This is a genomic window from Streptomyces sp. HUAS 15-9 (assembly GCF_025642155.1).
Lineage (GTDB): Bacteria > Actinomycetota > Actinomycetes > Streptomycetales > Streptomycetaceae > Streptomyces.
Map to the genome: position 1 here is coordinate 8,471,043 of NZ_CP106798.1, position 20,654 is coordinate 8,491,696.

The window sequence follows — 20,654 nt, forward strand, 5'->3', positions numbered from 1 at the left end:
CTCCAGTGTCGTGGCTCCAGAGATTGATTCCCCAGGGATTGATTTCCCCGGCATCCATCTCCCCCTTTCGCTTGTGCGTCACCTTCGTCTGAACGAAATCCCGTACATGGTTCGGCCTGCCGTCCCGGTGATCCCGGGTGCGAAGGCCGACGCAGAGGAGGAAAGCACCCACATGACTACAGCCGTGACGACGCGGACCATCGTGGACCTGCTGCGCGACGCCGCCCGGGACAACGCGGAGTCCGGGCTTCGCTACCCCCGGAGCGCGGACGACCGCGACGCACCCCTGCAGAGCCATCCCGAACTTCTCGACGCGGCCCGCTCGGTCCTCGTCGGCCTGCGGGAACACGGTCTCGCGCCCGGGGACAAGGTCGTCCTGCTGCTGGAGAAACCACGGGAGTTCCTCACCGCGTTCTGGGCCTGCCAGCTCGGCGGGTTCATACCCTGCCCGATGGCCGCACTCGGCGGCGACCCGGAGCGCTGGGCCGCCCAGCTCACCCATGTCGACACCCTTCTCGACCATCCGCTGGTCGTCACCAGCGCCACGCTCGCCGCCGGACTCCCGGCGGCCCAGGGTCTGTCCGTCGTTCCCCTGGAGGAGCTGCGCGTCGAGAGGCTCGCCGACTCCTTCCACGAGGCCGATCCCAAGGACACCGCCGTCCTCGTGCTGACCTCGGGCTCGACCGGCAACTCCAAGGCGGTGATGCTCAGCCATGCCAATCTGCTCGCGTCCATGGCCGCCAAGAACGGCTACCACCGGCTGACGGCCGAAGACACCAGCCTCAACTGGGTCTCCTTCGACCACGTCGCCGCGCTCCTCGAATGCCATCTGCTGCCGCTGTCCACGGGCAGCACCCAGGTGCACGTCGAGGCGCCCGTGGTGCTTCAGGAGCCGCTGAACTTCCTACGGATCATCTCCCGCTTCGGCGTCACCATGACCTTCACCCCCAACTTCCTGCTCGGGCTGATCAATCCACAGGCGGACCGGCTCGACGAGGAGGAGGGGGACGGGATCAACCTGTCCCGGCTGCGGCACATCATCAGCGGCGGCGAGGCCGTCGTACGCACCACCGGCGAGACCTTCCTCAGCCGCTTCGCCCCCTACGGGCTGCGCGCCGACGCCCTGTGGCCCGCTTTCGGCATGTCCGAGACCTGCGCGGGCAGCATCTACTCCACCGACTTCCCCGCCGCCGACCAGGGGCAGGAGTTCGCCAACCTGGGCCGGCCCGTCGAGGGGCTGAGTATCCGGGTCGCCGATGAGGAGCACCGTGAGCTGCCCGCGGGCCAGGTGGGCGAGCTGCAGCTCAACGGGCCGATGATCACGGCCGGTTACTACAACAACGAGCAGGCCACCCAGGATGCCTTCACCCCCGACGGCTGGTTCCGCAGCGGTGACCTCGGGCGGATCGACGACGGCAGGCTCGCCCTGGTCGGCCGCAGCAAGGACAGCGTCATCGTCAATGGCGTCAACTACTTCAGCCATGACATCGAGACCCTTCTCGAAGGCCTCGACGACGTCGCCCGCTCCTATGTCGCCGCTTTCCCGACCCGCGCCCCCGGCAGCGACACCGAGCAGCTCGTCATCGCCTTCCGGCCGGAGTGCGCCGACGGCGACGAACTCGCGCTGTACCGGGTGCTCAGCGCGATACGCAGCACCGTCGTCATGCACTGGGGATTCCGGCCCGCGCTCGTCCTCCCGCTGCCGAAGGACGCCTTCCCCAAGACCAGTCTGGGCAAGATCCAGCGCGCGCTGATGCGCAAGCGGCTGGAGGCGGGAGCGTACGACGACGTGCGGGCGCGGGTCGACGACCTCGTGCTGCGCAGGCTCGGCGGCTACTCCGCCCCCGAGGGCGAAACGGAGCTGGTGCTCGCCAGGATCTACGCCGAGATGTTCGACACCGACCCGGACCGGCTGAGTGCCACCGCCAACTTCTTCGACCTGGGCGGCACCTCGCTCGACATCCTGCGTCTGCGCTCCCTGGTCGCCCAGCGGCTCGGCGCACACGACCTGCAGATCATCACCGTGCTGCGAGCCCCCAGCGTGCGGGCGCTGGCCGCCCACCTCGACCGTGCCGAGGACGGCGGGAAGGAGTACGACCCGATCGTCCCGATGCAGACCACCGGCGACAGGACCCCGCTGTTCTGTGTGCACCCCGGCGTCGGAGAGGTACTCGTCTTCGTCAACCTCGCCAAGTACTTCGTCGGCGAACGGCCCTTCTACGCCCTGCGCGCCCGCGGCTTCAACCCCGGCGAGAAGCCCTTCGAGAGCTTCGGCGAGATGGTCGACACCTACGTCGCGGCCATTCGCTCCCGCCGGCCGCACGGCCCGTACGCCGTCGCGGGGTACTCGTACGGCGGTGCGGTCGCCTTCGAGATAGCCAAGGTGCTCGAAGAGCAGGGTGAGCGCGTCGACTTCGTCGGCAGTTTCAACCTGCCGCCGCACATCAAGTACCGCATGAACGAACTGGACTTCATCGAGACCGCGGCCAACCTTGCGTTCTTCCTGGAACTCATCGACAAGAAGCAGGCTCTCGAACTGCCCGCCCAGCTACGGTCGTTGCCCAAGGACGAGCAGCTCGCCCACTTCATCGACCACGCGCCCCACGGGCGGCTCGCCGAACTCGACCTGACCTTCGAGAAGTTCAAGGCATGGGCGGAACTCGCCGACGGTCTCACCGACCTAGGACGCGGCTACTCACCCGCCGGCAAGGTCCGCTCGATGAGCGTCTTCTACGCCACCCCGCTGCGCGGCACCAAGGAGGACTGGCTCAACAACGAGCTGTGCCGCTGGGACGAGCACGTCACCGGCGAGAACCGCTACATCGACGTACCCGGCGAGCACTACACGCTGATGGGCCCGGCGCATGTGGCGATCTTCCAGTCGATCCTGCGCAAGGAACTGGACCGCGCTCTCGGCGACGCCTGACCGCCACCATCCCAGGGAGGAAGACCCCTTGAACGGCAAGAAGATCCTGGTGACCGGTGCCACCGGCCAGGTCGCCGGACCCGTGGCCAAGGCGCTGGCCGACGGCAACGAGGTGTGGGCGCTGGGCCGCTTCGGCGCCCCCGGAGCGGAGGAGGAGCTGAACCGCCACGGCATCCACACCTTCCGCTGGGACATGGACGACACGAGCTCCGGCTCCCTCAAGGGCCTGCCGGAGGACTTCACCCATGTCTTCCACTCCGCCGTACGGCGCGGCGAGGACGGCGACTTCAACGCGGCCGTCGAGGCCAACTCCGTCGCCGCGGGACGCCTGATGACGCACTGCCGTACGGCGGAGGCGTTCCTGTACGTCTCCACCGGCGCGCTGTACGCCCGCCAGACCCTCGACCACAAGTACACCGAGACGGATCCGCTGGACGGCAAGGCCGACTGGCTGCCCGCCTACCCGGTGGTCAAGATCGCGGCGGAGGGCACGGTCCGGGCCTTCGCTCGGACCCTCGACCTGCCGACCGTCATCGCCCGCCTCAACATCGCCTACGGGCCCGGCGGTTACGGCGGCGTGCCGATGCTCTACTTCAAGCGCATGCTCGCGGGCGAGCCGATCGCGGTGCCCCTGGAGGGCCAGAACTGGACCTCGCTGTTGTACACCGAAGACCTCATCGAGCAGGTCCCGCACCTGTGGCATGCGGCGAGCGTCCCGGTGACCCTGACCAACTGGGGCGGCGACGAGTCCGTCGGCATGACCGACTGCGTCCGCTACCTGGAGGAACTGACCGGCGTGACGGCGAACCTCGTACCGAGTGAAGTCACCCGGGAGACGTACCAGTTCGACCCGACCCTGCGCCGGTCGCTCACCGGACCGTGCAAGGTCCCCTGGCGCGAGGGCATCCGGCGCACCCTCGCGGCCATGTACCCCGAGTACCTCAAGCCTGAAGGAGCGGACAGGGCATGACCGAGAGCACCGATCCGCTGGCACCGATCCATGCCGCCTACGCGGCTTTCGCGGCCCGTGACGTGGGCGCACTCCTGGACGCCCTGGACCCGGACATCGAGTGGGTGCACCCCGAGGGCATGGCCGTCTACGGCCTGGGCGGCACCAAGCACGGGCACGCTGGCGTCAAGGAGTTCCTCGCCCATGTCCCCACCGTCCTCGGTGGAATGCGACTGCACCCGACGGAGTTCATCCGCGAGGGCGACCGCGTGGTCGTCCTCGGCCACCGTGACATTGTCTCCCGGAGCGGTCATACGGAGACACAGCGGTTCGTACACTCCTGGGTGCTGCGCAACGGCAGGGCGGTACGCATGGAGGACATCTTCGACACTGTTGCCTTCCACCGAGTGATCGAGAGCTGACCTGTACATGACTCACGGGCCGAGCCGTCGGCAGCTACCACCTGTTCTCGGGGGACTGGCTGCCGGGTTCCCGGCGTGTCGGTAGGCGCAGGTTGTCGGCCGCCTCCCGGACGGCCGGGAGCAGGGCGGCCACCGGGGGGCTGTCCAGGGCGCCCTCGCGTACCACGAGAGTGACCCGGCGGGTGGGCCGGATTCCCTCCAGGGCGAGACGGGTGACCGGGTGCCCCGGGCGGTCCGGAACCAGGTCGGGGACCAGCGCGACGCCCCAGCCCAGGGAGACCAGCCCCAGGACGGCCTGCATGTCCCCGATGTCGGAGACGACGTCGGGGACGAAACCGGCACCGGCACACAGATGCAGGGCCAGGCGCCCGAGCCTGGACGCGCGGTCCAGCAGCCACGGCTGCTCCGCGAACTCGGCGAGGGCGCACGTCCCCTCCGCACGGGTCAGCGGGTGATCGGGGGCGACGGCGAGGCGAATGCGGTCGCTGATGACCTCCTCCTCGTACAGCCCCGGCACCCTGGGCTCGGGCACCTGCGGATAGCCGGCGGCCAGGACGGCGTCGAGCCGCCCCAGCCGGACCGTCTGCCGGCCCTCGTCGGGATCCACGCCGTGCAGGGTGATGCGCAGCCCCGGATGGCGATCGCGCAGCCGGTTCAGCGCCGGTACCAGTAGCGCCGGACCCTCGTGCAGCGGGACACCCACCCGCAGTTCGCCGGTGACCTTGCCGTCCTCGCGGGCGAGCAATTGTGCCTCCGCCGTTTCGAGTGCGGCGAGCACCCGCTCGGTGTGCGTCACCAACAGTCGCCCGGCAGTGGTGAGTTCGGCCCGCTTGCTGCCGCGGTCCAGGAGTGCGGCGCCGGTCTCCGCCTCCAGGGCGGACAGCTGCTGGGAGACCGCCGAACGCGTGTAGTTCAGCGCCTGCGCCGCCGCGGCGATCGATCCCCGGGCACCGACCTCACGCAGCAGCACAAGTTTCCTTACGTCCAGCACCGTCATCCTCGCTAACGCTTCCGGTTACGAAGTATCACGTCAGATTACGGGACAGGAACCCGCCCGGTGATTTCAATGGAGATCGACTCCTGTTCAACATGTCGATCAGACAAGGGATTTCCGCCATGCCCACACTGCTCCATCTCGATTCCAGTCCTCGCCAGGGCTCGGTCTCCCGCCGGATCTCGGGCGAGTTCGCGGAGACCTGGCGCAAGACCAACCCCGAGGGCGAGTACGTCTACCGCGACCTGGCCGCCGACCCCGTCCCGCACGTCGACGGCGCGCAGATCGAGGTGATGCACCGCCTGGAGACGGAGGGCGTCCGCGACCTCGCGGCGGCCCGTGCGGCGGCGAAGACCTCGGAGGAGAAGTCCAGTTGGGCCGTGACATGGCCCCTGGTCGAGGAGCTTCTCGCGGCCGACACGATCCTTCTCGGCGTGCCGATGTACAACTTCTCGGTGCCGTCGACGTTCAAGGCGTGGTTCGACCGCGTCCTGATCGCGCCGCTGATCCTCGACCCGGCCTCCGGTGAGGGGCCGCTGCGGGGCAAGAAGGTCGTGGTGGCCTCCGCACGCGGCGGTGCCTACGGTCCGGGCACCCCGCGCCACGACTGCGACCACCAGGAGCCGTACCTGAAGGCGGCCCTCGGCATGGTGGGCCTCGCCTCCGACCTGACCTTCCTGCACGCGGAGCTGACCAAGTCGGCGCACGTGCCCCGGCTCGCCCACCTGAAGGACGTGGCGGCCACCTCGTACCGGACGGCGCTCGACGGGGCACGCGCGCACGGCGAGGTGTGACACTCACAACGCACTCAGCGCAGCGGGAAGTTGCGGTCGAAGACGTTCTCCGGGTCGTACCGTGCCTTGAGCGTGCGCAGCCGGGCCAGGGTCGGCCCGGGGAACGCCTCGGCGAGGACCTCGGGGGAGCGGCGGCTGTCGAAGCTGAGGTACATGCCGTTCACCTCCGGGGCGAGCTGTGCCCAGTGGATGTCCAGGGCGCGTTCCAGCTCGGGCACGGTCGCCGACAGCAACTGGAAGTTCTGGCTGCGGTGGGCGTAGGCGGTGGCGGCCGGATCGACGTCGTTGACCGCGCCGCCCACCGAACGGAACTGCTCCATCAGCACCTCTCCCGATGCCAGCGCCCCCGCGACCGACCGTGCGGTGTGCGTGGAGACGCGGTCGAGCAGCCCGGAGCGGGTGGCGCCCAGCCCCTGACCGTGGTGGGCCGCGCCCCCGACCGGCACCAGCGCCGGATACGGGGCGAGGACCGCCTCCTGTTGCAGCGGCGGGCCCAGGCCCAGCAGAGGCGTCAACGCCCGTTGGGCGGCATCCGGCTGGTCACCGGCGTACACCGCCGCGACATGCGCGATGGCCGGGCGGCCGGGTCCGGCGGGCATGAGCGTGAGGAAACTGGTCAGCTCGCGCGGCGCGGCTTCGAGGACGGCGCCCCACTGTTCCACCAGGGGAGCGGCGTCACGCGCGTCGAGGACCAGGTTGGCGAAGACGACATCACCGGTCTGAGACGCCTCCAGCTCCACGGCCGTGACGATGCCGAAGTTGCCGCCCGCGCCCCGGACGGCCCAGAACAGGTCGGGTTCGTGGTCCGCGTCGGCCCGGACGAACGTCCCGTCGGCCAGCACGAGTTCGACGGCCGTCACATGGTCGATCGTCAGCCCGTCCCGCCGCGCGAACCAGCCCATGCCGCCCGCCGTGACCAGCCCGCCCACGCCCACGTCACCGGTGTCGCCGGAGCTGACGGCGAGCCCGTACGGGGCGAGGGCCCGGGCCACCCGCCCCCAGCGGGCGCCCGCGCCGACCCGCACCCGACGCCGCGCCCGGTCCAGCACCTCGACGCCGTCGAGACGCGACACGTCGACGACCACACCGCCGTCGTTCGTCGACCGCCCGCTGATGCCATGCCCCCCGCTGCGCACGGACAGCACCGTGCCCCGGGCCCGCGCGTACGTCAGCGCGACGGCCACCTCCTCCGGGCTCTCCGGGAAGATCACCACCGCTGGGGCTCCCCGGTGCACGTATCCATGGCGCACCCGCTCGTACCGCGCGTCGTACGGCAGCACCGTACGGCCGACGAGGGAGGGCGGTAACTCGACGTGGGCGACGCCCTGTTCCGTCATGACGAGGAGGTCCCTTCGAAGCAAGCGGAGGTCTCGGGAAGCGCGGCGGGCTCCAGGACGCACCGCAGGGTCCGCGTCAGATACGCCACGAGTCGTTCCGGCGCCATCTCGGCCACGGGCCCGCTGCGCAGCACGTACCGGCTGAAGGTGACGCCGATCAGATGGGAGGCGAGCAGATCGATGCGCTCGTCCGCGTCGGGCCCGCTCAGCACCGTGCTGTAGGCCGCCGCGCTGCTGCGCCGCATCGCCGCGTACAGCCCGGTGGCGGCCTGCTCGTCGGAGGCCGCGCTGCGGATCAGCGCCAGGAACGGGTCGTTGCCGTCGGAGTGCTCCATCCGTGCGACAAAGGCCTGCGCTATCCGGTCGGGCAGCGTCTCCTGCGGGCCGGGGACCAGTTCGGGCAGGTCCCGGGGGCCGGGCACGGCCGCGAGGAACAACTGCTCCTTGGAGCCGAAGTGCCGCATGACCAGACCGTGGGTGACACCGGCCCGCCCGGCGATCTCCCGGATGGTGGCACGGGCATAGCCCCGCTCGGCGAACGCGGCCCGCGCCGCCTCCAGGATCGCCTCGCGGTGCGCCTCGGGAGCGCGGACGCGCTTCCTGGCGGAGGCCGGGGCATTGGTGGGTTCGTCGCTCACAACTCGTAATGTACATCTGGTCATTAGCATCGGCGGTGGCTACGCTGATCCAAATGACCAACCGTTCAATACGGCTCCGGCAGTCGCACTTGGAGCCGGTCAGAGACCTCGTAGGACCCACGGAACCCGTGGGAGCCTTCCTCGAGGGCCGCTCCGTACTCGTCGTCGGGGCGAGTGGAGGCATCGGCGAGGGGATCACCCGAGCCCTGCTGGAACTGGGCGCCACCGTGGTCGCGGCTGGCCGCAGCGAGGCCCGGCTGAGCGCCCTCGCCACGTATGTGGCGGATGCGGGACCGGGCGTCCTTCACCCGTATGTGGTCGACGTCTCCGATCCGGACAGCACCGCCGTACGCAACCGGCTCGCCAGGGATCACGGGAGGTTCGACGGTGCCGTCCTCACGATCGGCAACTGGGGCCCGCCGGGCCGTACGGGGCTGCTGGAGGTCTCCGACGCCGTCTGGGACGCGATGATCGCGGACAATCTCACCAGCCACTTCCGGGCACTGCGAGCCGTCACCCCATTGCTCGTCCAGGACGGTGCGCTCGTCCATCTCACCGGCTTCAGCGCGGAGATCCCCTACCCGGGCGCCGCCCTCGTCGGTGCGACCAACGCGGCCAAGAAGTCCTTGCTGTGCAGCCTGACCGCCGAACTCGACGGCAAGGGCCGGCGGATCTACGAACTCGTCATCGGCCCCATCCGCACCCGCCCCCATGCGGCGGCGGGCGCCGACAGCGAGGCCTGGCTGAGCGGCGCGGACCTCGGCCGGCACGCCGGCGAACTGATCGCCGACCGCGGCCCGTGGGCCGCCGAGCCCCTGCAGTACCTGCTCGACAGGGAGTCGGGCGTGCTCACCGCGCTGCCGCACTGATGCGGTCGGTGTTGCCGGGAAGGGGGCCGTGAGGATACCCGGTGACGCACCGGTGCCCGGTGCTCCGTCGGTCTCGGTCAAGGCTTCGCCATGTGGCACCGGCCGCTGAGCGGGCGGGAGTTGCCCCACGTACTGCTGGAGTAGGCAGAACGCCCGGCGAAGGGAAGCTCCGTGAACCAGCAGCGCATCGTCCTCCTCTCGGCCGCAGGGCTCGCCTCGGCGCTTCTCCTGGGGGCGTGCGGCAGTTCGATGGACAACGCCTCCTCCTCCGGTACCAGCCCCACGAGTGTCGCTCCGGTCGCCACGTCCGCCGCCTCGGAACCCGCGACCGGCAGCGGGCACCTGGCCGTCACCACCACGCTGATGGCCAGGGCTGTCGAGGGCTTGGGCAGCGTGGTGACCGACGACAGGGGGATGACTCTCTACCGCTACGACAAGGACGAGGCGCATCCGTCCAAGTGGACATGTTCCGGTACGTGTACGAAGACCTGGATGCCCGTCATGGTGCAGGACTCCGTAAAGACGATGGGAGTTGAGAAGAGCCTCCTCGGCACGGTTCACCGGGACGGCAGGACGCAGCTCACCCTCGGAGGCTGGCCGCTGTACCGGTACATGGGAGACACGGCGGCCGGCCAGGCGAACGGGCAGGCCGCGGACGGGATGTGGTATGCCGTCACCCCGTCCGGCGGGAAATCCGTCCGCTGAGTCCTACCTGCGATGCATCGTCTCCAGAGCCTTGGCCAGTACGTGAGGGTCGTGATGGCCCTTGTAGACCGCCGGAGGCTGCTTGTCGAGCTTGAGGAGTCGGGCCACCGCGGTCCAGGCCGTGCGCACGGAGTACTCGACGGTGAAGACGACGTCGTCGGGTACTTCGGCGAACTGGCCGATGAAGGCGAGGTTGACCGATCCGTCGGGCACGACCTCGGGCCGGTCCTCGCGGCGGCGTACCAGGAACTGGCTGGTGATGTACGGCATCACGCAGGGCACCACGGTTGATGTCTCCAGGACGCGCGCCGCCGTCCGCTCGTCGAACTTCAGGTGGTGCAGCACCTCTTCGAGGATCTCCCGTCCGGAGCACATGGTCATCGGCTTGGGCGTGGTGTTGCCGGCCCGGTCGGGGAACAGGCCGTAGCCCCACCAGACCCCGACGTCCTCGGGCTGGTCGCGGTAGACGGGCTGGCGGTTGGCGACGATGGTGAGCAGCCAGTTGGACTCGGTGAAGGTCATCAGCCCGCCCTTGCCGGCCGGGCGCCCGCTGAACTCCTCCAGCGCAGCGAGGAAGGCGGGGTCCTTGGAGGTGACCGTGAAGGACTCCCAGCGGGACTCCTTCACGTGCTTGTCGAAGGCGGACGGGTTGCCGAAGTTCTCGCGTCCCCGGGCCAGTCGATGCCACAGGAGCCAGGCTTCCGAGCGATGGGGAGCCGGGGGCGGGGCAGAGGTGTGCGAGCCGAGGCTGGAGGCGTCGGTCATGGAGCCGTTGGTGACCAGGACCAGATCCTCGGGAGCCACGGAAATCGTCTCGTCCTCGCCGTGCCGGCTCAGGAACAGGGTGTCGACCGTACCGCTGTGGATTCCCGGCGCGAATCCGAGGTCGGTGACATGGCAGCCGGTGTGCACGGTCACACCGCGTTCGCGCAGCCAGGCGGTCAGCGGGCGCACGATGGAGTCGTACTGGTTGTAGCGGGTCCGGTGGATGCCCGACATGGCGGCGAACTCGGGGAAGAGGTGGATGAAGCGCTTGAGGTAGCGCCGGAACTCGATCGCGCTGTGCCAGGGCTGGAAGGCGAACGTGGTGCACCACATGAACCAGAAGTTGGTGGTGAAGAAGTGCTTGCCGAAGCAGTCCGTGATCCGCTGGTCGTCCAGGTGCTCCTCGGGGGTCGCCAGGCACCGGATCAGCTCCAGCCGGTCCCGTTCGGAGAAGCCCATCGAAGTGGTGTCGACTATCTTGCCGTCACCGTCGACGAGGCGTGCGATGTCGTCCCAGGCGAAGTCCTCGTGTCCGGCCAGGATTTCGTCGGTCACAAAGACGGCGGGATCGTCGAGGGTGGGGATGCCGGACAGCAGATCGTAGGTGCAGCGGAATTCGGCCTCGAACATCCGGCCGCCGCGCATGGTGTAGCCGGCGTCGGGGGTGCCGCCCGCGTCCAGGCTGCCGCCGATGGTCCGTTGCCCTTCGAAGAGGTGGATGTCGGATCCCTTGAAACCGCCGTCGCGGATCAGGAACGTGGCCGCGGCAAGCGCCGCGATACCGCTGCCCACCAGATACGCCTTCGCCATCACACAACTCCTGGTTCTCACTAGGGTTTTCGGGAACCGCGCAGTTCAGGGTTTCGTGTGGCTCGGGGTGCCGTCAGTGGGCCGTTGGGCACCTCTTCGTTCCGGAAGGCCCACCGGTGGGGTGAGGTCGAACTTCACGTCCACCACGCCCTCGACGGCCCGGATCAGACGCGCGGCCACAGGGACCAGCGATGTGTCCCGCACACTGCCACCGAGCTGGACGACTCCCTCGCGCACCGCGACGCGTACGGCTGACGCCGGCACCGGGAAGAGATAGGACACCACTTCCCGGCGCACCTCCTCGGCGATGTCCTCGTCGTCCCGCAGGAACACCTTCAGCAGGTCGGCACGGCTGACGACGCCCTGCAGCATGCCCAGTTCGTCGACCACGGGGAGCCGCTTGACCTTGGCGCGGGCCATCGTCCGCGCGGCCTGGGCGAGCGTCTCGTTCGCGCGCACGGTCAGGGCCGGAGCGGTCATCAGCTCTCCCGCGGTCACGGCCCCCGCCTTCGCGAGATCGTCCAGGCGGTGCAACTGGGTGAGCAGGTCCGTGTCGCTGTCGCGGAACTCCTCCTTGGGCAGCAGGTCGGCCTCGGAGACGACACCGACGACGCGGCCCTCACCTTCCAGGACGGGGAGGGCACTGACCTTCCAGTCCTGCATCATCCGCACGATCTCCTTGAAGCCTGCCCCGCGGCCGACGGCGGCGACGGTGTGGGTCATCACGTCGCTGACGATGTGCGGGCTGCCTGTCATGGTGCCTCCTTGGTCTGGGCCGCTGTGACGCGTGGGACCGGTCAGCGAACGTTCCCGCTGCCGTAAGGGGCGTACAGGTCCAGCAGCCGGGTGCGGGCCGAGCGCAGCCGGTGGGCGACGATGTCACCCACCCACTGGGCGACGGCGAAGCCGAACGCGGGGTCGTCCTGGCACATCGACCGGACCGCGACGGCGTCGAACTCGTAGGCGCGCACCGGGCTGGTCGCCTCGGCACCCAGGTGCCGGCTGTGCGGACCGAAGAGCCAGGACCAGCCGACGAGTTCGTCGTGGCCGAGGGTCTCGATGACGGCCGCACGGCGGCCGGGCACCCTCATGTCGAGGTCGACGGTGCCGGTGCGGATGATCCAGAACCGGTCGGCTCGGCTCCCTTCCTCGAAGAGACGGGTACCCTGCGGGAACGAGACCTGCCGGGCCACGCGCATCAGCCGTTCCCGGTACTCGACGGGGAGTGCGCGCATCATGCCGGGTGTAGGGGGAGCGTTCATCACGTGCCTCCAGTAAGGCGTACCGGCCTCTTCTTCCAGCGTCGTCCACGGCGCCGGTCCGGCCCATGGGCCGCAGGACCCTGTGACCGGGCCGCTCGGCACCGGGTCCGATCAGTGACTGCCCTGGTGGGCGGCCGGGCGGGTGTCGTCGAGGCGGAAGGTCAGGCTGTTGACGACGCCGATCACCCCGTCCACCCGGTACGTCGACCGGACCGTCAGGGGTATGTCGCTGCGGTGCTCGAGCCGGCCCTCCAGGGTGACCATGCCGTCCCGGACCGAGACGATCACGCCGTGGGACGGAAGGGACAACGCGGTCAGGATGTCGTCGAGGACCTCCTGGCGGATCTCCTCGTCGGTGCGCAGGAAGACACGGAGCAGGTCGCGGCGGGTAGCGATGCCGATGAGCCGGTCCTCCTCGTCCACGACGGGGAGCCGCTCGACACCGTGGCGTTCCATCACACGCGCGGCGTCCGCGACCTTCTGTTCCGGATGCACGGTGATCGCGGGCGTCGACATCAGTTCTCCCGCCGTGGCGGCGACGGTGCGACGGGCGGAGCGGTCCCGCGCGTGCGGGTGCCTCTGCTGTGCCGGGCCGTCCGCGGGCCGGATCGCCTGGCGGCGGATCAGGTCGCTCTCGGAGATCACCCCGATGACCTTGTCGTCGTGATCCACCACGGGCAGCCCACTGATCCGGTGCTGGTCGAGCAGCCGTGCCACGACCTTGAACGGTGTCGCCCGGTGCGCTTGGACGACGTCCCGGGTCATCACCTCGCCGACTGTGCGGGCCATGCCGCCCACTTCCTTCCTCGTCTGCCGTCTTTCGTCGGGCCCGTCCTCGGAGCCGTGCGGATACTCCTCCAGGCTCCCTCCGGCACGCCGCCCGGCGCTGGGGCCGAGTGTCCCGAGAAGGGGGACTGACCCGCCCACCCGTCGATGGGTCTCAGGAGCCTGGTCCGTCACCTGCTGTCGCTCGTCTCCGTCCCGGTGAGCGCGGCCCGCCCGGCCTCCAGACGTGCGACCGGGACCCGGAAGGGCGAGCAGGAGACGTAGTCGAGGTCCGCGTCGTGGAACAAGTGGACGGAGTCCGGATCCCCGCCGTGCTCACCGCAGACGCCGATCTTCAGGCCGGGCCGTGCCGCACGGCCTTCGGTCACGGCGATCCGGATCAGCCGGCCCACGCCCGTGCGGTCCAGCGTCTCGAACGGTGAGGCGGAGAAGATGCCCTTGTCGAGATAGGCCGAGAAGAACGCCGCCTCGACGTCGTCGCGGGAGAAGCCCCAGGTGGTCTGGGTGAGATCGTTGGTGCCGAAGGAGAAGAACTCCGCCTCCTCGGCGATCCGGCCCGCGGTCAGCGCGGCCCGCGGCAGTTCGATCATGGTGCCGACGGGGCAGTGCACGGGGACGCCGGCCTCTTCGGAGACCTCGGCGAGTACCCGTTCCACCTCTTCCCGCTCGATGCGCAGCTCCTCCACGGCGCCGACGAGCGGCACCATGATCTCCGCCTCGGGAGAGCCACCGGCCCGCACCCGATCCACGACCGCTTCGGCGATGGCCCGCACCTGCATGGCGACCAGCCCGGGGACGACCAGGCCCAGACGCACCCCGCGCAGGCCCAGCATCGGGTTCTCCTCGTGCATACGGTTAACGGCGTCCAGCAGCTCGACGTCGCGCGGCACGGGAACGTCGCCACGGGCCTCGGCGGCGGCGACGTGCACGGCGAGGTCCGTGCGGTCGGGCAGGAACTCGTGCAGCGGCGGGTCGATGAGCCTGATGGTGACCGGCAGGCCGTCCATCGCCTCCAGGATGCCGGTGAAGTCCTGCCGCTGGAGCGGCAACAGGGCCTCCAGCGCCCGTTCGCGCTCGGCGTCCGTCCGGGCCAGGATCATCTCCTCGACCAGCTTGCGCCGCTCGCCGAGGAACATGTGCTCGGTGCGGCACAGTCCGATGCCCTGCGCACCGAACCGGCGGGCCCGGGCGGCGTCTTCCGGGGTGTCGGCGTTGGCCCGTACTTCCAGCCGCCGTACGCCGTCGGCCCGGTCCATGGCGCGGGCCACGGCCCCGACCACCCCGTCCGACCGCTCGCCCGTCTCGAAGTACCGCATCACCGCGGAGTCGACCAGCGGAGCGGCGCCCAGATGGACGGTGCCCTCGGAGCCGTCGACGGAGATCACCGTGCCCTCCTCGACGACGGTGTCGCCCACCGTGAACCGGCGGGCCCGGGTGTCCACGCCGACCCCTTCGGCACCGCAGACGCAGACCTTGCCCATGCCACGCGCGACGACCGCGGCGTGGCTGGTCTTGCCGCCGTGGCTGGTCAGTACGGCCTGTGCGGCGATCATGCCCGGCAGATCGTCGGGTGTGGTCTCCTGGCGTACGAGCACGACCTTCTCGCCCGCGGCGGCCCGCCGGACGGCTTCGGCGGAGTCGAAGACCGCGGCGCCGACGGCCGCGCCCGGCGAGGCCGGCAGGCCGTGCGCGAGCGCCTCGCCGACGGCCGAGGTGTCGAACCGGGGGAACATGAGACGCGCGAGGCCGTCGCCGCCGACGCGGGCCAGGGCCTCGTCGGGGGTGATCAGGCCCTCGTCGACGAGCTCGGCGGCGATGGCGAACGCGGCCTCCGCGGTGCGCTTGCCGACCCGGGTCTGCAGCATCCACAGCCGGCCGCGCTCGATGGTGAACTCGATGTCGCACAGATCCCGGTAGTGCTGCTCCAGGGTCCGCATGTGGTCGCACAGCTGCCCGTACGACCGTGGATCCAGCCGCTCCAGTTCGGTCAGGGACACGGTGTTGCGGATCCCGGCGACGACGTCCTCGCCCTGCGCGTTCGGCAGATAGTCGCCGTACAGTCCGGGCCGTCCCGTCGCCGGGTCGCGGGTGAAGGCGACGCCGCTGCCGGAGTCGGGGCCGAGGTTGCCGAAGACCATGGTCTGTACGTTGACGGCGGTGCCCAGATCGTCGGGGATGTGCTCGCGGCGGCGGTAGAGACGGGCGCGCTCGCCGTTCCACGACTCGAAGACGGCGAGGACCGCGCGCCGCAGTTGTTCGGCGGGGGACTGCGGGAAGGACTCACCGGTCTCGCGCCGGATCAGCTCCTTGTACGCCTCGACGAGCTCGGCCAGATCGGCCGCGTCCAGGCCCAGGTCGTCCGCGGCGCCGCGGTCCAGCTTGAAGTCGGCCATGACCTTCTCGAACAGCGCGGCGTCGACCCCCATGACGGTGCTGCCGAACATCTGCACGAGGCGGCGGTAGGAGTCCCAGGCGAAACGCTTGTTCCCGGAGGACTTGGCCAGGCCGTGCACAGATTCGTCGTTGAGGCCGATGTCCAGGATCGTCTCCATCATGCCGGGCATGGAGAACCGTGCGCCGGAGCGCACGGACAGCAGCAGCGGGTCGTCGGGCTGCCCCAGCACCCGCCCCGCACCGGCCTCCAGGAGCGACAGGTGCCCGGAGATCGCGCGGGACATTCCGTCGGGTTCGGCGCCGGTGGCGAGGAAGGCGCGACAGGCTTCCGTGGAGACGGTGAACCCGGGCGGTACGGGCAGGCCCATCCGGGTCATCTCGGCCAGGTTGGCTCCCTTGCCGCCGAGCAGGTCGGCCATGTCGCGGCCGCCCTCGGTGAACGCGTACACGTAGCGGTCCATGACGGTGTGTGCTTCCTTCCGACTACTGGTGCCTGGGAGGTGCGGGGCTACTGCTGCCCGGGAGGTACGGGCTCGGCCGTGTGCCGGGCGGTACGGGGCCGCGGACGCTCGACGCGCGGCGAGGGCGGGTCACATCTCGAAGACGATGCGTGCCGTGACCCGCCCGTCGAGGACCTCGGCGATCGACTCGTTGACGGTCTCCAGGCGCCGGGTCTCGTAGATGACCTTGGTGCGTCCGGCCGCGTGCAGCCGGAACACCTCGTCCAGGTCCTGGCGGGTGCCGACGATGGAGCCGATGACGGAGGTGCCGTTCAGAACGGTGTCGAAGATCGGCACCCGGACGGTGCCACCGGCGGGCAGGGCGACCATGACCAGCTTGCCGCCGCGCCGCAGACCGCCGTAGACGGCCGTGAAGGCCTGCTCGGCGACCGCCAGCGCAATGGCCGCGTGGGCGCCGCCGTGCCGCTTGAGCACCTCGGCCGGGTCCTCCGTGCGGGCGTCGATGAGGATGTCCGCGCCGAGCTCGCGGGCGAGGGCCAGCTTGTCGTCGGTGACGTCGATCGCGGCGACGGTGGCTCCGGCGATCTTCGCGTACTGCACGGCTAGGTGACCGAGCCCGCCGACGCCGGAGATCGCCACCAGCTGCGCCGGGCGGACCCCGGCGACCTTCAGTGCCTTGTACGTGGTGACGCCGGCGCAGGTCAGCGGGGCGGCGTCGCGCGGGTCGACGCCGTCGGGGACCGGGGCGGCGAAGTCGGCCGGCGCGAGCATCTTCTCGGCGTAGCCGCCGTCGACGCTGTAGCCGGTGTTCTGCTGTCGCTCGCACAGCGTCTCCCAGCCGGACAGACAGTGCTCGCACCGACCGCACGCCCAGCCCAGCCAGGGCACGGCCACCCGCCGGCCGATGTCCAGGTGGGTCACTCCCTTCCCGAGCGCCTCGACGATGCCGACGCCCTCGTGTCCGGGGACGAACGGCAGGGTGGGCTTGACGGGCCAGTCGCCGTGGGCGGCGTGGATGTCGGTGTGGCACAGTCCCGATGCCTCGAGACGGATGCGGACCTGGCCCGGACCGGGCCGCGGGTCGGGGCGCTCCTCGATCACCAGCGGCTCGCCGAAGGACTTGACGACTGCTGCCTTCATTGCCTGCTCCTTGAGCGCGGTTCGGTGCGATGCGCTCCCAGCGTCGAACGGGCCGCGGCTCGTCGGGAAGTACTGGACGTCCCGGGCGCGAGGCCGCTCGGCCCTGGTCGTACGGCCCCCCGTCCCGCAAGATTTGACAGGCCGGGAACAATTGAGGTCCGCCGGGCTCGTTCCGGCACCCGAGAACAGACGAAGCGGCACGAGGAGCAATCAATGGCGGACAGTGAGCGACCCGGTCCCGACAACCCCATCCGGGTCTTCCTGCTGGACGACCACGAGGTGGTACGGCGCGGGGTGCACGACCTGCTGAACGACCATCCGGACATCACCGTGGTCGGTGAGGCCGGGACGGTGGAGCAGGCACTGACGCGCGTCCCCGCGTTGCGTCCGGACGTGGCGGTGCTCGATGTGCGCCTGCCGGACGGCGACGGTGTGACCGTGTGCCGCGAACTGCGTTCACAGATGCCGGATCTGGCCTGCCTGATGCTGACCTCGTTCGACGACGAGGAGGCCCTGCTCGACTCGATCATGGCGGGCGCGTCCGGATACGTCCTCAAGCAGATCCAGGGCTCGGACCTGGTGTCCGCCGTGCGAACGGTCGCCGCCGGCCAGTCCCTGCTGGACGCGAGTGCCACCTCCCGGCTGATGGCCCGGCTGCGCGGCGCCAAGGAGCGGGAGGAGGAGCCGGACGCCTTCCCGGGCCTGACCGACCGCGAGCGCGAGATCCTCGCCCTGATCGGGGAGGGGCTGACCAACCGCCAGATAGGCCAGCGGCTGTACCTCGCCGAGAAGACGGTGAAGAACCACATCTCGCGCCTGCTGGCCAAGCTCGGTGTGGAGCGGCGCATCCAGGCCGCGGTCATCGCCACCCAGGCCCAGGACCGGCTCAAGCAAGCCGGGAACTGAGCGCCTCGGCCGAGGGCCTCTCGGAAGGCGGCGCCCAGCCGTCAGGACGCGTTGTCCGGATCGGGGGAGGGGAAGCTCAGCCGGATCGTGGCGAGGGGAAGTTCAGCGCGCCTCGACCGCCCCATGGAGCTCGCGTCCGGTGACGATCTCGGACTCGATCCGTACGAAGACGCCATCGCGTACCGGCATCCAGGAGCGGGGACCGGTGCGTGACAGGCGCTCGTGCTCGGCCGGGTCGGTCACGATGCCGGCCCGGCCGGTGACCACCACGCTCCAGCCCGACTGGGTCTCCGCCCGGAAGTCGTCCACCTCGAACGCGACCACGACACCGTCGATCGCCCGGACGAGGTCGGAGCCCGACGACGTGAACAGCACCACGGCCGAGTCCGCGTCCACGGAGAAGTTCACCGGCAGGACCGCGGGCAGCGCCTTGCGGGTGTACACCACACGGCCGATCGGCACCTTGCCGAGCAGGCGCAGGCATTCCGGCCGGTCGAGTGCGCGAAAGGCGTCGTCTTGGAACATCCGCCCATCGTCCTGGTGGTCGCCTTCCGGGAATAGGGCCGATCGGCCCTGTTTCCCTCCGCCTCGGGCCGCTAGAGGGTGTCGTTTGCCCGCGAGACGCCGGGATGATCCGAACGACACCCCTCAGGGCGGGGGCCGGGCCTCCTACTGCGCGGGCAGCGGCACCGTCCATTCCGCGACGGTGCCGGCGGGTTCGTTCGGTGTGAGGGTGAAGCCGCCGCCGAGGGCGTCGGCGCGCTGGCTGAGGTTGTCCAGGCCGCTACGGCGGGTGACGGTGGGGTCGAGTCCCCGGCCGTTGTCGGCGACGCGCAGGCACAGTCGCCGCCCGTCCGTCTCGGCGGTGACCTCGACCGCGGTGGCGTGCGCGTGCCGGGCGGCGTTCGACAGGGTCTCCCGCAGTACAGCCAGAAGCTGCTCGGCATGGCCGGCGGGCACGTCGGTGTCGAGCAGCCCGGTCATGCGCAGGGCCGGGGTGAAGCCGAGAACGGCGGCGGCCTGGTCGGTCTCGGCCAGCAGCTGTGCGCGCAGCCCGCCCCGCCCGCCGGTCCGGTCCCGCTCGCGCAGCGCGTAGATGGTGCCCCGTACCGTCTTGATGGTGTCGTCGAGGTCGTCGACCACCCGTTGCACGCGTTCGGCCACCTTGGGCCGGTCGGAGAGCAGTCCGAGCACCGAGTTCAGGGTCAGCCCGGAGGCGAAGAGCCGCTGGATGGCCAGGTCGTGCAGGTCGCGGGCGATGCGGTCACGATCGGACAGGACCAGCAGGTGCTCGGCCTCGCGCCGGTGGTCGGCGACCTCCAGAGCCAGCGCGGCCTGATCGGCAAAGCCACTGATCATGGTCATGGTGGCGTCGGAGAACTCGCCGCCGCCCGGCAGATTGGCGACCTGCAGCACCCCGCGCACATGCTCGCCCCCGCCGAGCGGGAGCAGGAAGCCCGGCCCGAGGTCGATCTGTGCCGCTGATCCGCCCCCCGCCTGCGCCTCCTGGGACAGTGCGTCGCTGGTGATCCGTTCATTGGACTGATAGACCTTCGCGGCCAGCGTGGTGGTGGGCAGTACCAGCCCGCGCACCCGCTCGGCACACTCTCCGTCGGCAGCCTCGATCACCAGCTCGCCGCCGTCGAGCGGCACCGCCAGCGTGACCAGATCCGCCTCCGCGAGAGCTCGGACGGTCGACGCGACCTGGTGCAGCACCTGGACCGGATCGGTGCCGGACAGGAGACTGCGGGTCAGTTCGCTGCTCGCGGTCAGCCACTGCTCCCTGCGGCGGCTGTCCTCGTACAGCCGTGCGTTGTCGATCGCCACACCCGCCGCGGCCGCGAGCGTGCGCAGCACCGCCTCGTCATCGTCGTCGAACTCCGCGCCACCGCGCTTGTCGGTCAGATACAGGTTTCCGAACACCTGGTCGCGGACCCGCACCGGTGCCCCGAGGAACGTGGTCATCGGCGGGTGGCCCGCCGGGAAGCCCACCGAGTCGGGATGCCGGCCCAGCTCGGCCAGCCGCAACGGCTCCGGCTCCCGGATCAGCAGCCCCAGGATGCCCTGGCCATGGGGGTAGCTGCCGATCGCACCGATGGTGTCCTCGTCCATGCCGACCGTGATGAACTGCTTGATCCGGTCTTCCTCACCCAGCACCCCGAGTGCCCCGTACCGCGCGTCCACCACGCTCACCGCGGACTCGGTGATGCGCCGCAGCACGACGTCGAGATCCAGATCGGAGCCGATGGCGAGCACCGCGTCCAGCAGCGTGTGCACACGGTCACGGGTCGCACGCACCTGCTCGACCTGCGCCTGCAGCCCCTCCAGCAGCTCATCCAGCCGCAATTGAGGCGCCGCCGGACGGCTCCTGCGCTCGTCGGCCGGACTCTCAGCCATTCCCGCTCCTTCCGGAAGGTGCCAGTCGCACCCCCGCATCATGCCCGAACGGCCCTGTTCGCATGCGAATGCATGTGTTAATGGCGCCGTTCTGCAGCC

At 70.2% G+C, this 20,654-nt stretch carries 18 protein-coding genes; 7 read left to right on the top strand and 11 right to left on the bottom strand.

From position 1 onward, the window contains the following. Nucleotides 1–172 precede the first annotated feature (172 nt). Genes N8I87_RS38350 through N8I87_RS38360 form a run of 3 tightly spaced genes read left to right on the top strand, consistent with a single transcriptional unit; the run spans nucleotide 173 to nucleotide 4,297 of the window. Nucleotides 173–2,926: a non-ribosomal peptide synthetase gene (locus tag N8I87_RS38350; protein ID WP_263215486.1), complete on the top strand. Its 2,754-nt coding sequence runs from the start codon at nucleotides 173–175 to the stop codon at nucleotides 2,924–2,926. Between the two features lie 28 nt (nucleotides 2,927–2,954). After that, nucleotides 2,955–3,896, top strand: a complete 942-nt coding sequence (locus tag N8I87_RS38355; protein ID WP_263215487.1) for an NAD-dependent epimerase/dehydratase family protein — start codon at nucleotides 2,955–2,957, stop codon at nucleotides 3,894–3,896. Beyond that, nucleotides 3,893–4,297 (top strand): nuclear transport factor 2 family protein, encoded by a 405-nt coding sequence (locus N8I87_RS38360; protein ID WP_263215488.1) that lies wholly within the window; start codon nucleotides 3,893–3,895, stop codon nucleotides 4,295–4,297. Before N8I87_RS38355 ends, N8I87_RS38360 begins: the two co-directional genes overlap by 4 nt. 34 nt (nucleotides 4,298–4,331) lie before the next feature. Here the strand turns inward: N8I87_RS38360 and N8I87_RS38365 are convergent, their stop codons facing one another. Further along, nucleotides 4,332–5,294 (bottom strand): LysR family transcriptional regulator, encoded by a 963-nt coding sequence (locus N8I87_RS38365; protein ID WP_263215489.1) that lies wholly within the window; start codon nucleotides 5,292–5,294, stop codon nucleotides 4,332–4,334. 119 nt (nucleotides 5,295–5,413) lie between these two features. Between N8I87_RS38365 and N8I87_RS38370 the strand changes: the two genes are divergently transcribed. Beyond that, entirely contained in the window at nucleotides 5,414–6,085 is a 672-nt protein-coding gene (locus tag N8I87_RS38370) for an FMN-dependent NADH-azoreductase (RefSeq protein WP_263215490.1), read from the top strand. 14 nt (nucleotides 6,086–6,099) lie between these two features. On the opposite strand, the gene N8I87_RS38375 is transcribed toward N8I87_RS38370, so the two are convergent. Continuing rightward, a complete protein-coding gene (locus tag N8I87_RS38375; protein ID WP_263215491.1) occupies nucleotides 6,100–7,422 on the bottom strand; it encodes an FAD-binding oxidoreductase in 1,323 nt (440 codons plus the stop codon). Then, nucleotides 7,419–8,060 (bottom strand): TetR/AcrR family transcriptional regulator, encoded by a 642-nt coding sequence (locus tag N8I87_RS38380; RefSeq protein WP_263215493.1) that lies wholly within the window; start codon nucleotides 8,058–8,060, stop codon nucleotides 7,419–7,421. The genes N8I87_RS38375 and N8I87_RS38380 overlap by 4 nt, the downstream gene beginning before the upstream one ends. 53 nt (nucleotides 8,061–8,113) lie before the next feature. On the opposite strand from N8I87_RS38380, the gene N8I87_RS38385 reads away from it, so the two are divergent. Next, a complete protein-coding gene (locus tag N8I87_RS38385) occupies nucleotides 8,114–8,929 on the top strand; it encodes an SDR family NAD(P)-dependent oxidoreductase (protein WP_263215494.1) in 816 nt (271 codons plus the stop codon). Nucleotides 8,930–9,100: 171 nt separating this feature from the next. Beyond that, a complete protein-coding gene (locus tag N8I87_RS38390; RefSeq protein WP_263215495.1) occupies nucleotides 9,101–9,634 on the top strand; it encodes a hypothetical protein in 534 nt (177 codons plus the stop codon). A gap of 3 nt (nucleotides 9,635–9,637) precedes the next feature. Here the strand turns inward: N8I87_RS38390 and N8I87_RS38395 are convergent, their stop codons facing one another. From N8I87_RS38395 to adhP, 6 genes are all read right to left on the bottom strand, one after another. Further along, nucleotides 9,638–11,209: an oleate hydratase gene (locus tag N8I87_RS38395; RefSeq protein WP_263215496.1), complete on the bottom strand. Its 1,572-nt coding sequence runs from the start codon at nucleotides 11,207–11,209 to the stop codon at nucleotides 9,638–9,640. Nucleotides 11,210–11,254: 45 nt separating this feature from the next. Further along, the gene (locus tag N8I87_RS38400; protein ID WP_263215498.1) at nucleotides 11,255–11,965 is read right to left on the bottom strand and encodes a CBS domain-containing protein; all 711 of its coding nucleotides are present in this window, start codon (nucleotides 11,963–11,965) and stop codon (nucleotides 11,255–11,257) included. A 41-nt stretch (nucleotides 11,966–12,006) separates the two neighbouring features. Further along, nucleotides 12,007–12,471: a cyclic nucleotide-binding domain-containing protein gene (locus N8I87_RS38405; RefSeq protein WP_263215500.1), complete on the bottom strand. Its 465-nt coding sequence runs from the start codon at nucleotides 12,469–12,471 to the stop codon at nucleotides 12,007–12,009. 111 nt (nucleotides 12,472–12,582) lie between these two features. Beyond that, complete coding sequence (locus tag N8I87_RS38410) at nucleotides 12,583–13,260, bottom strand: CBS domain-containing protein (protein ID WP_263215501.1); 678 nt, start codon at nucleotides 13,258–13,260, stop codon at nucleotides 12,583–12,585. 167 nt (nucleotides 13,261–13,427) lie between these two features. After that, nucleotides 13,428–16,112 carry a pyruvate, phosphate dikinase gene (ppdK, locus tag N8I87_RS38415; RefSeq protein ID WP_263215502.1) on the bottom strand — a complete coding sequence of 895 codons (2,685 nt, stop codon included), beginning with the start codon at nucleotides 16,110–16,112 and terminating at the stop codon, nucleotides 13,428–13,430. A 129-nt stretch (nucleotides 16,113–16,241) separates the two neighbouring features. After that, nucleotides 16,242–17,252, bottom strand: coding sequence for an alcohol dehydrogenase AdhP (adhP, locus tag N8I87_RS38420; RefSeq protein WP_263215503.1), 1,011 nt, complete (start codon nucleotides 17,250–17,252; stop codon nucleotides 16,242–16,244). Between the two features lie 213 nt (nucleotides 17,253–17,465). On the opposite strand from adhP, the gene N8I87_RS38425 reads away from it, so the two are divergent. Beyond that, nucleotides 17,466–18,158: a response regulator gene (locus N8I87_RS38425; protein WP_263215504.1), complete on the top strand. Its 693-nt coding sequence runs from the start codon at nucleotides 17,466–17,468 to the stop codon at nucleotides 18,156–18,158. Nucleotides 18,159–18,260: 102 nt separating this feature from the next. Here the strand turns inward: N8I87_RS38425 and N8I87_RS38430 are convergent, their stop codons facing one another. Together N8I87_RS38430 and N8I87_RS38435 are read right to left on the bottom strand one after the other, a co-directional pair. After that, nucleotides 18,261–18,683 carry a pyridoxamine 5'-phosphate oxidase family protein gene (locus N8I87_RS38430; RefSeq protein ID WP_263215505.1) on the bottom strand — a complete coding sequence of 141 codons (423 nt, stop codon included), beginning with the start codon at nucleotides 18,681–18,683 and terminating at the stop codon, nucleotides 18,261–18,263. 144 nt (nucleotides 18,684–18,827) lie between these two features. Next, the gene (locus tag N8I87_RS38435; protein ID WP_263215506.1) at nucleotides 18,828–20,555 is read right to left on the bottom strand and encodes a sensor histidine kinase; all 1,728 of its coding nucleotides are present in this window, start codon (nucleotides 20,553–20,555) and stop codon (nucleotides 18,828–18,830) included. Between the last annotated feature and the right edge of the window lie 99 nt (nucleotides 20,556–20,654).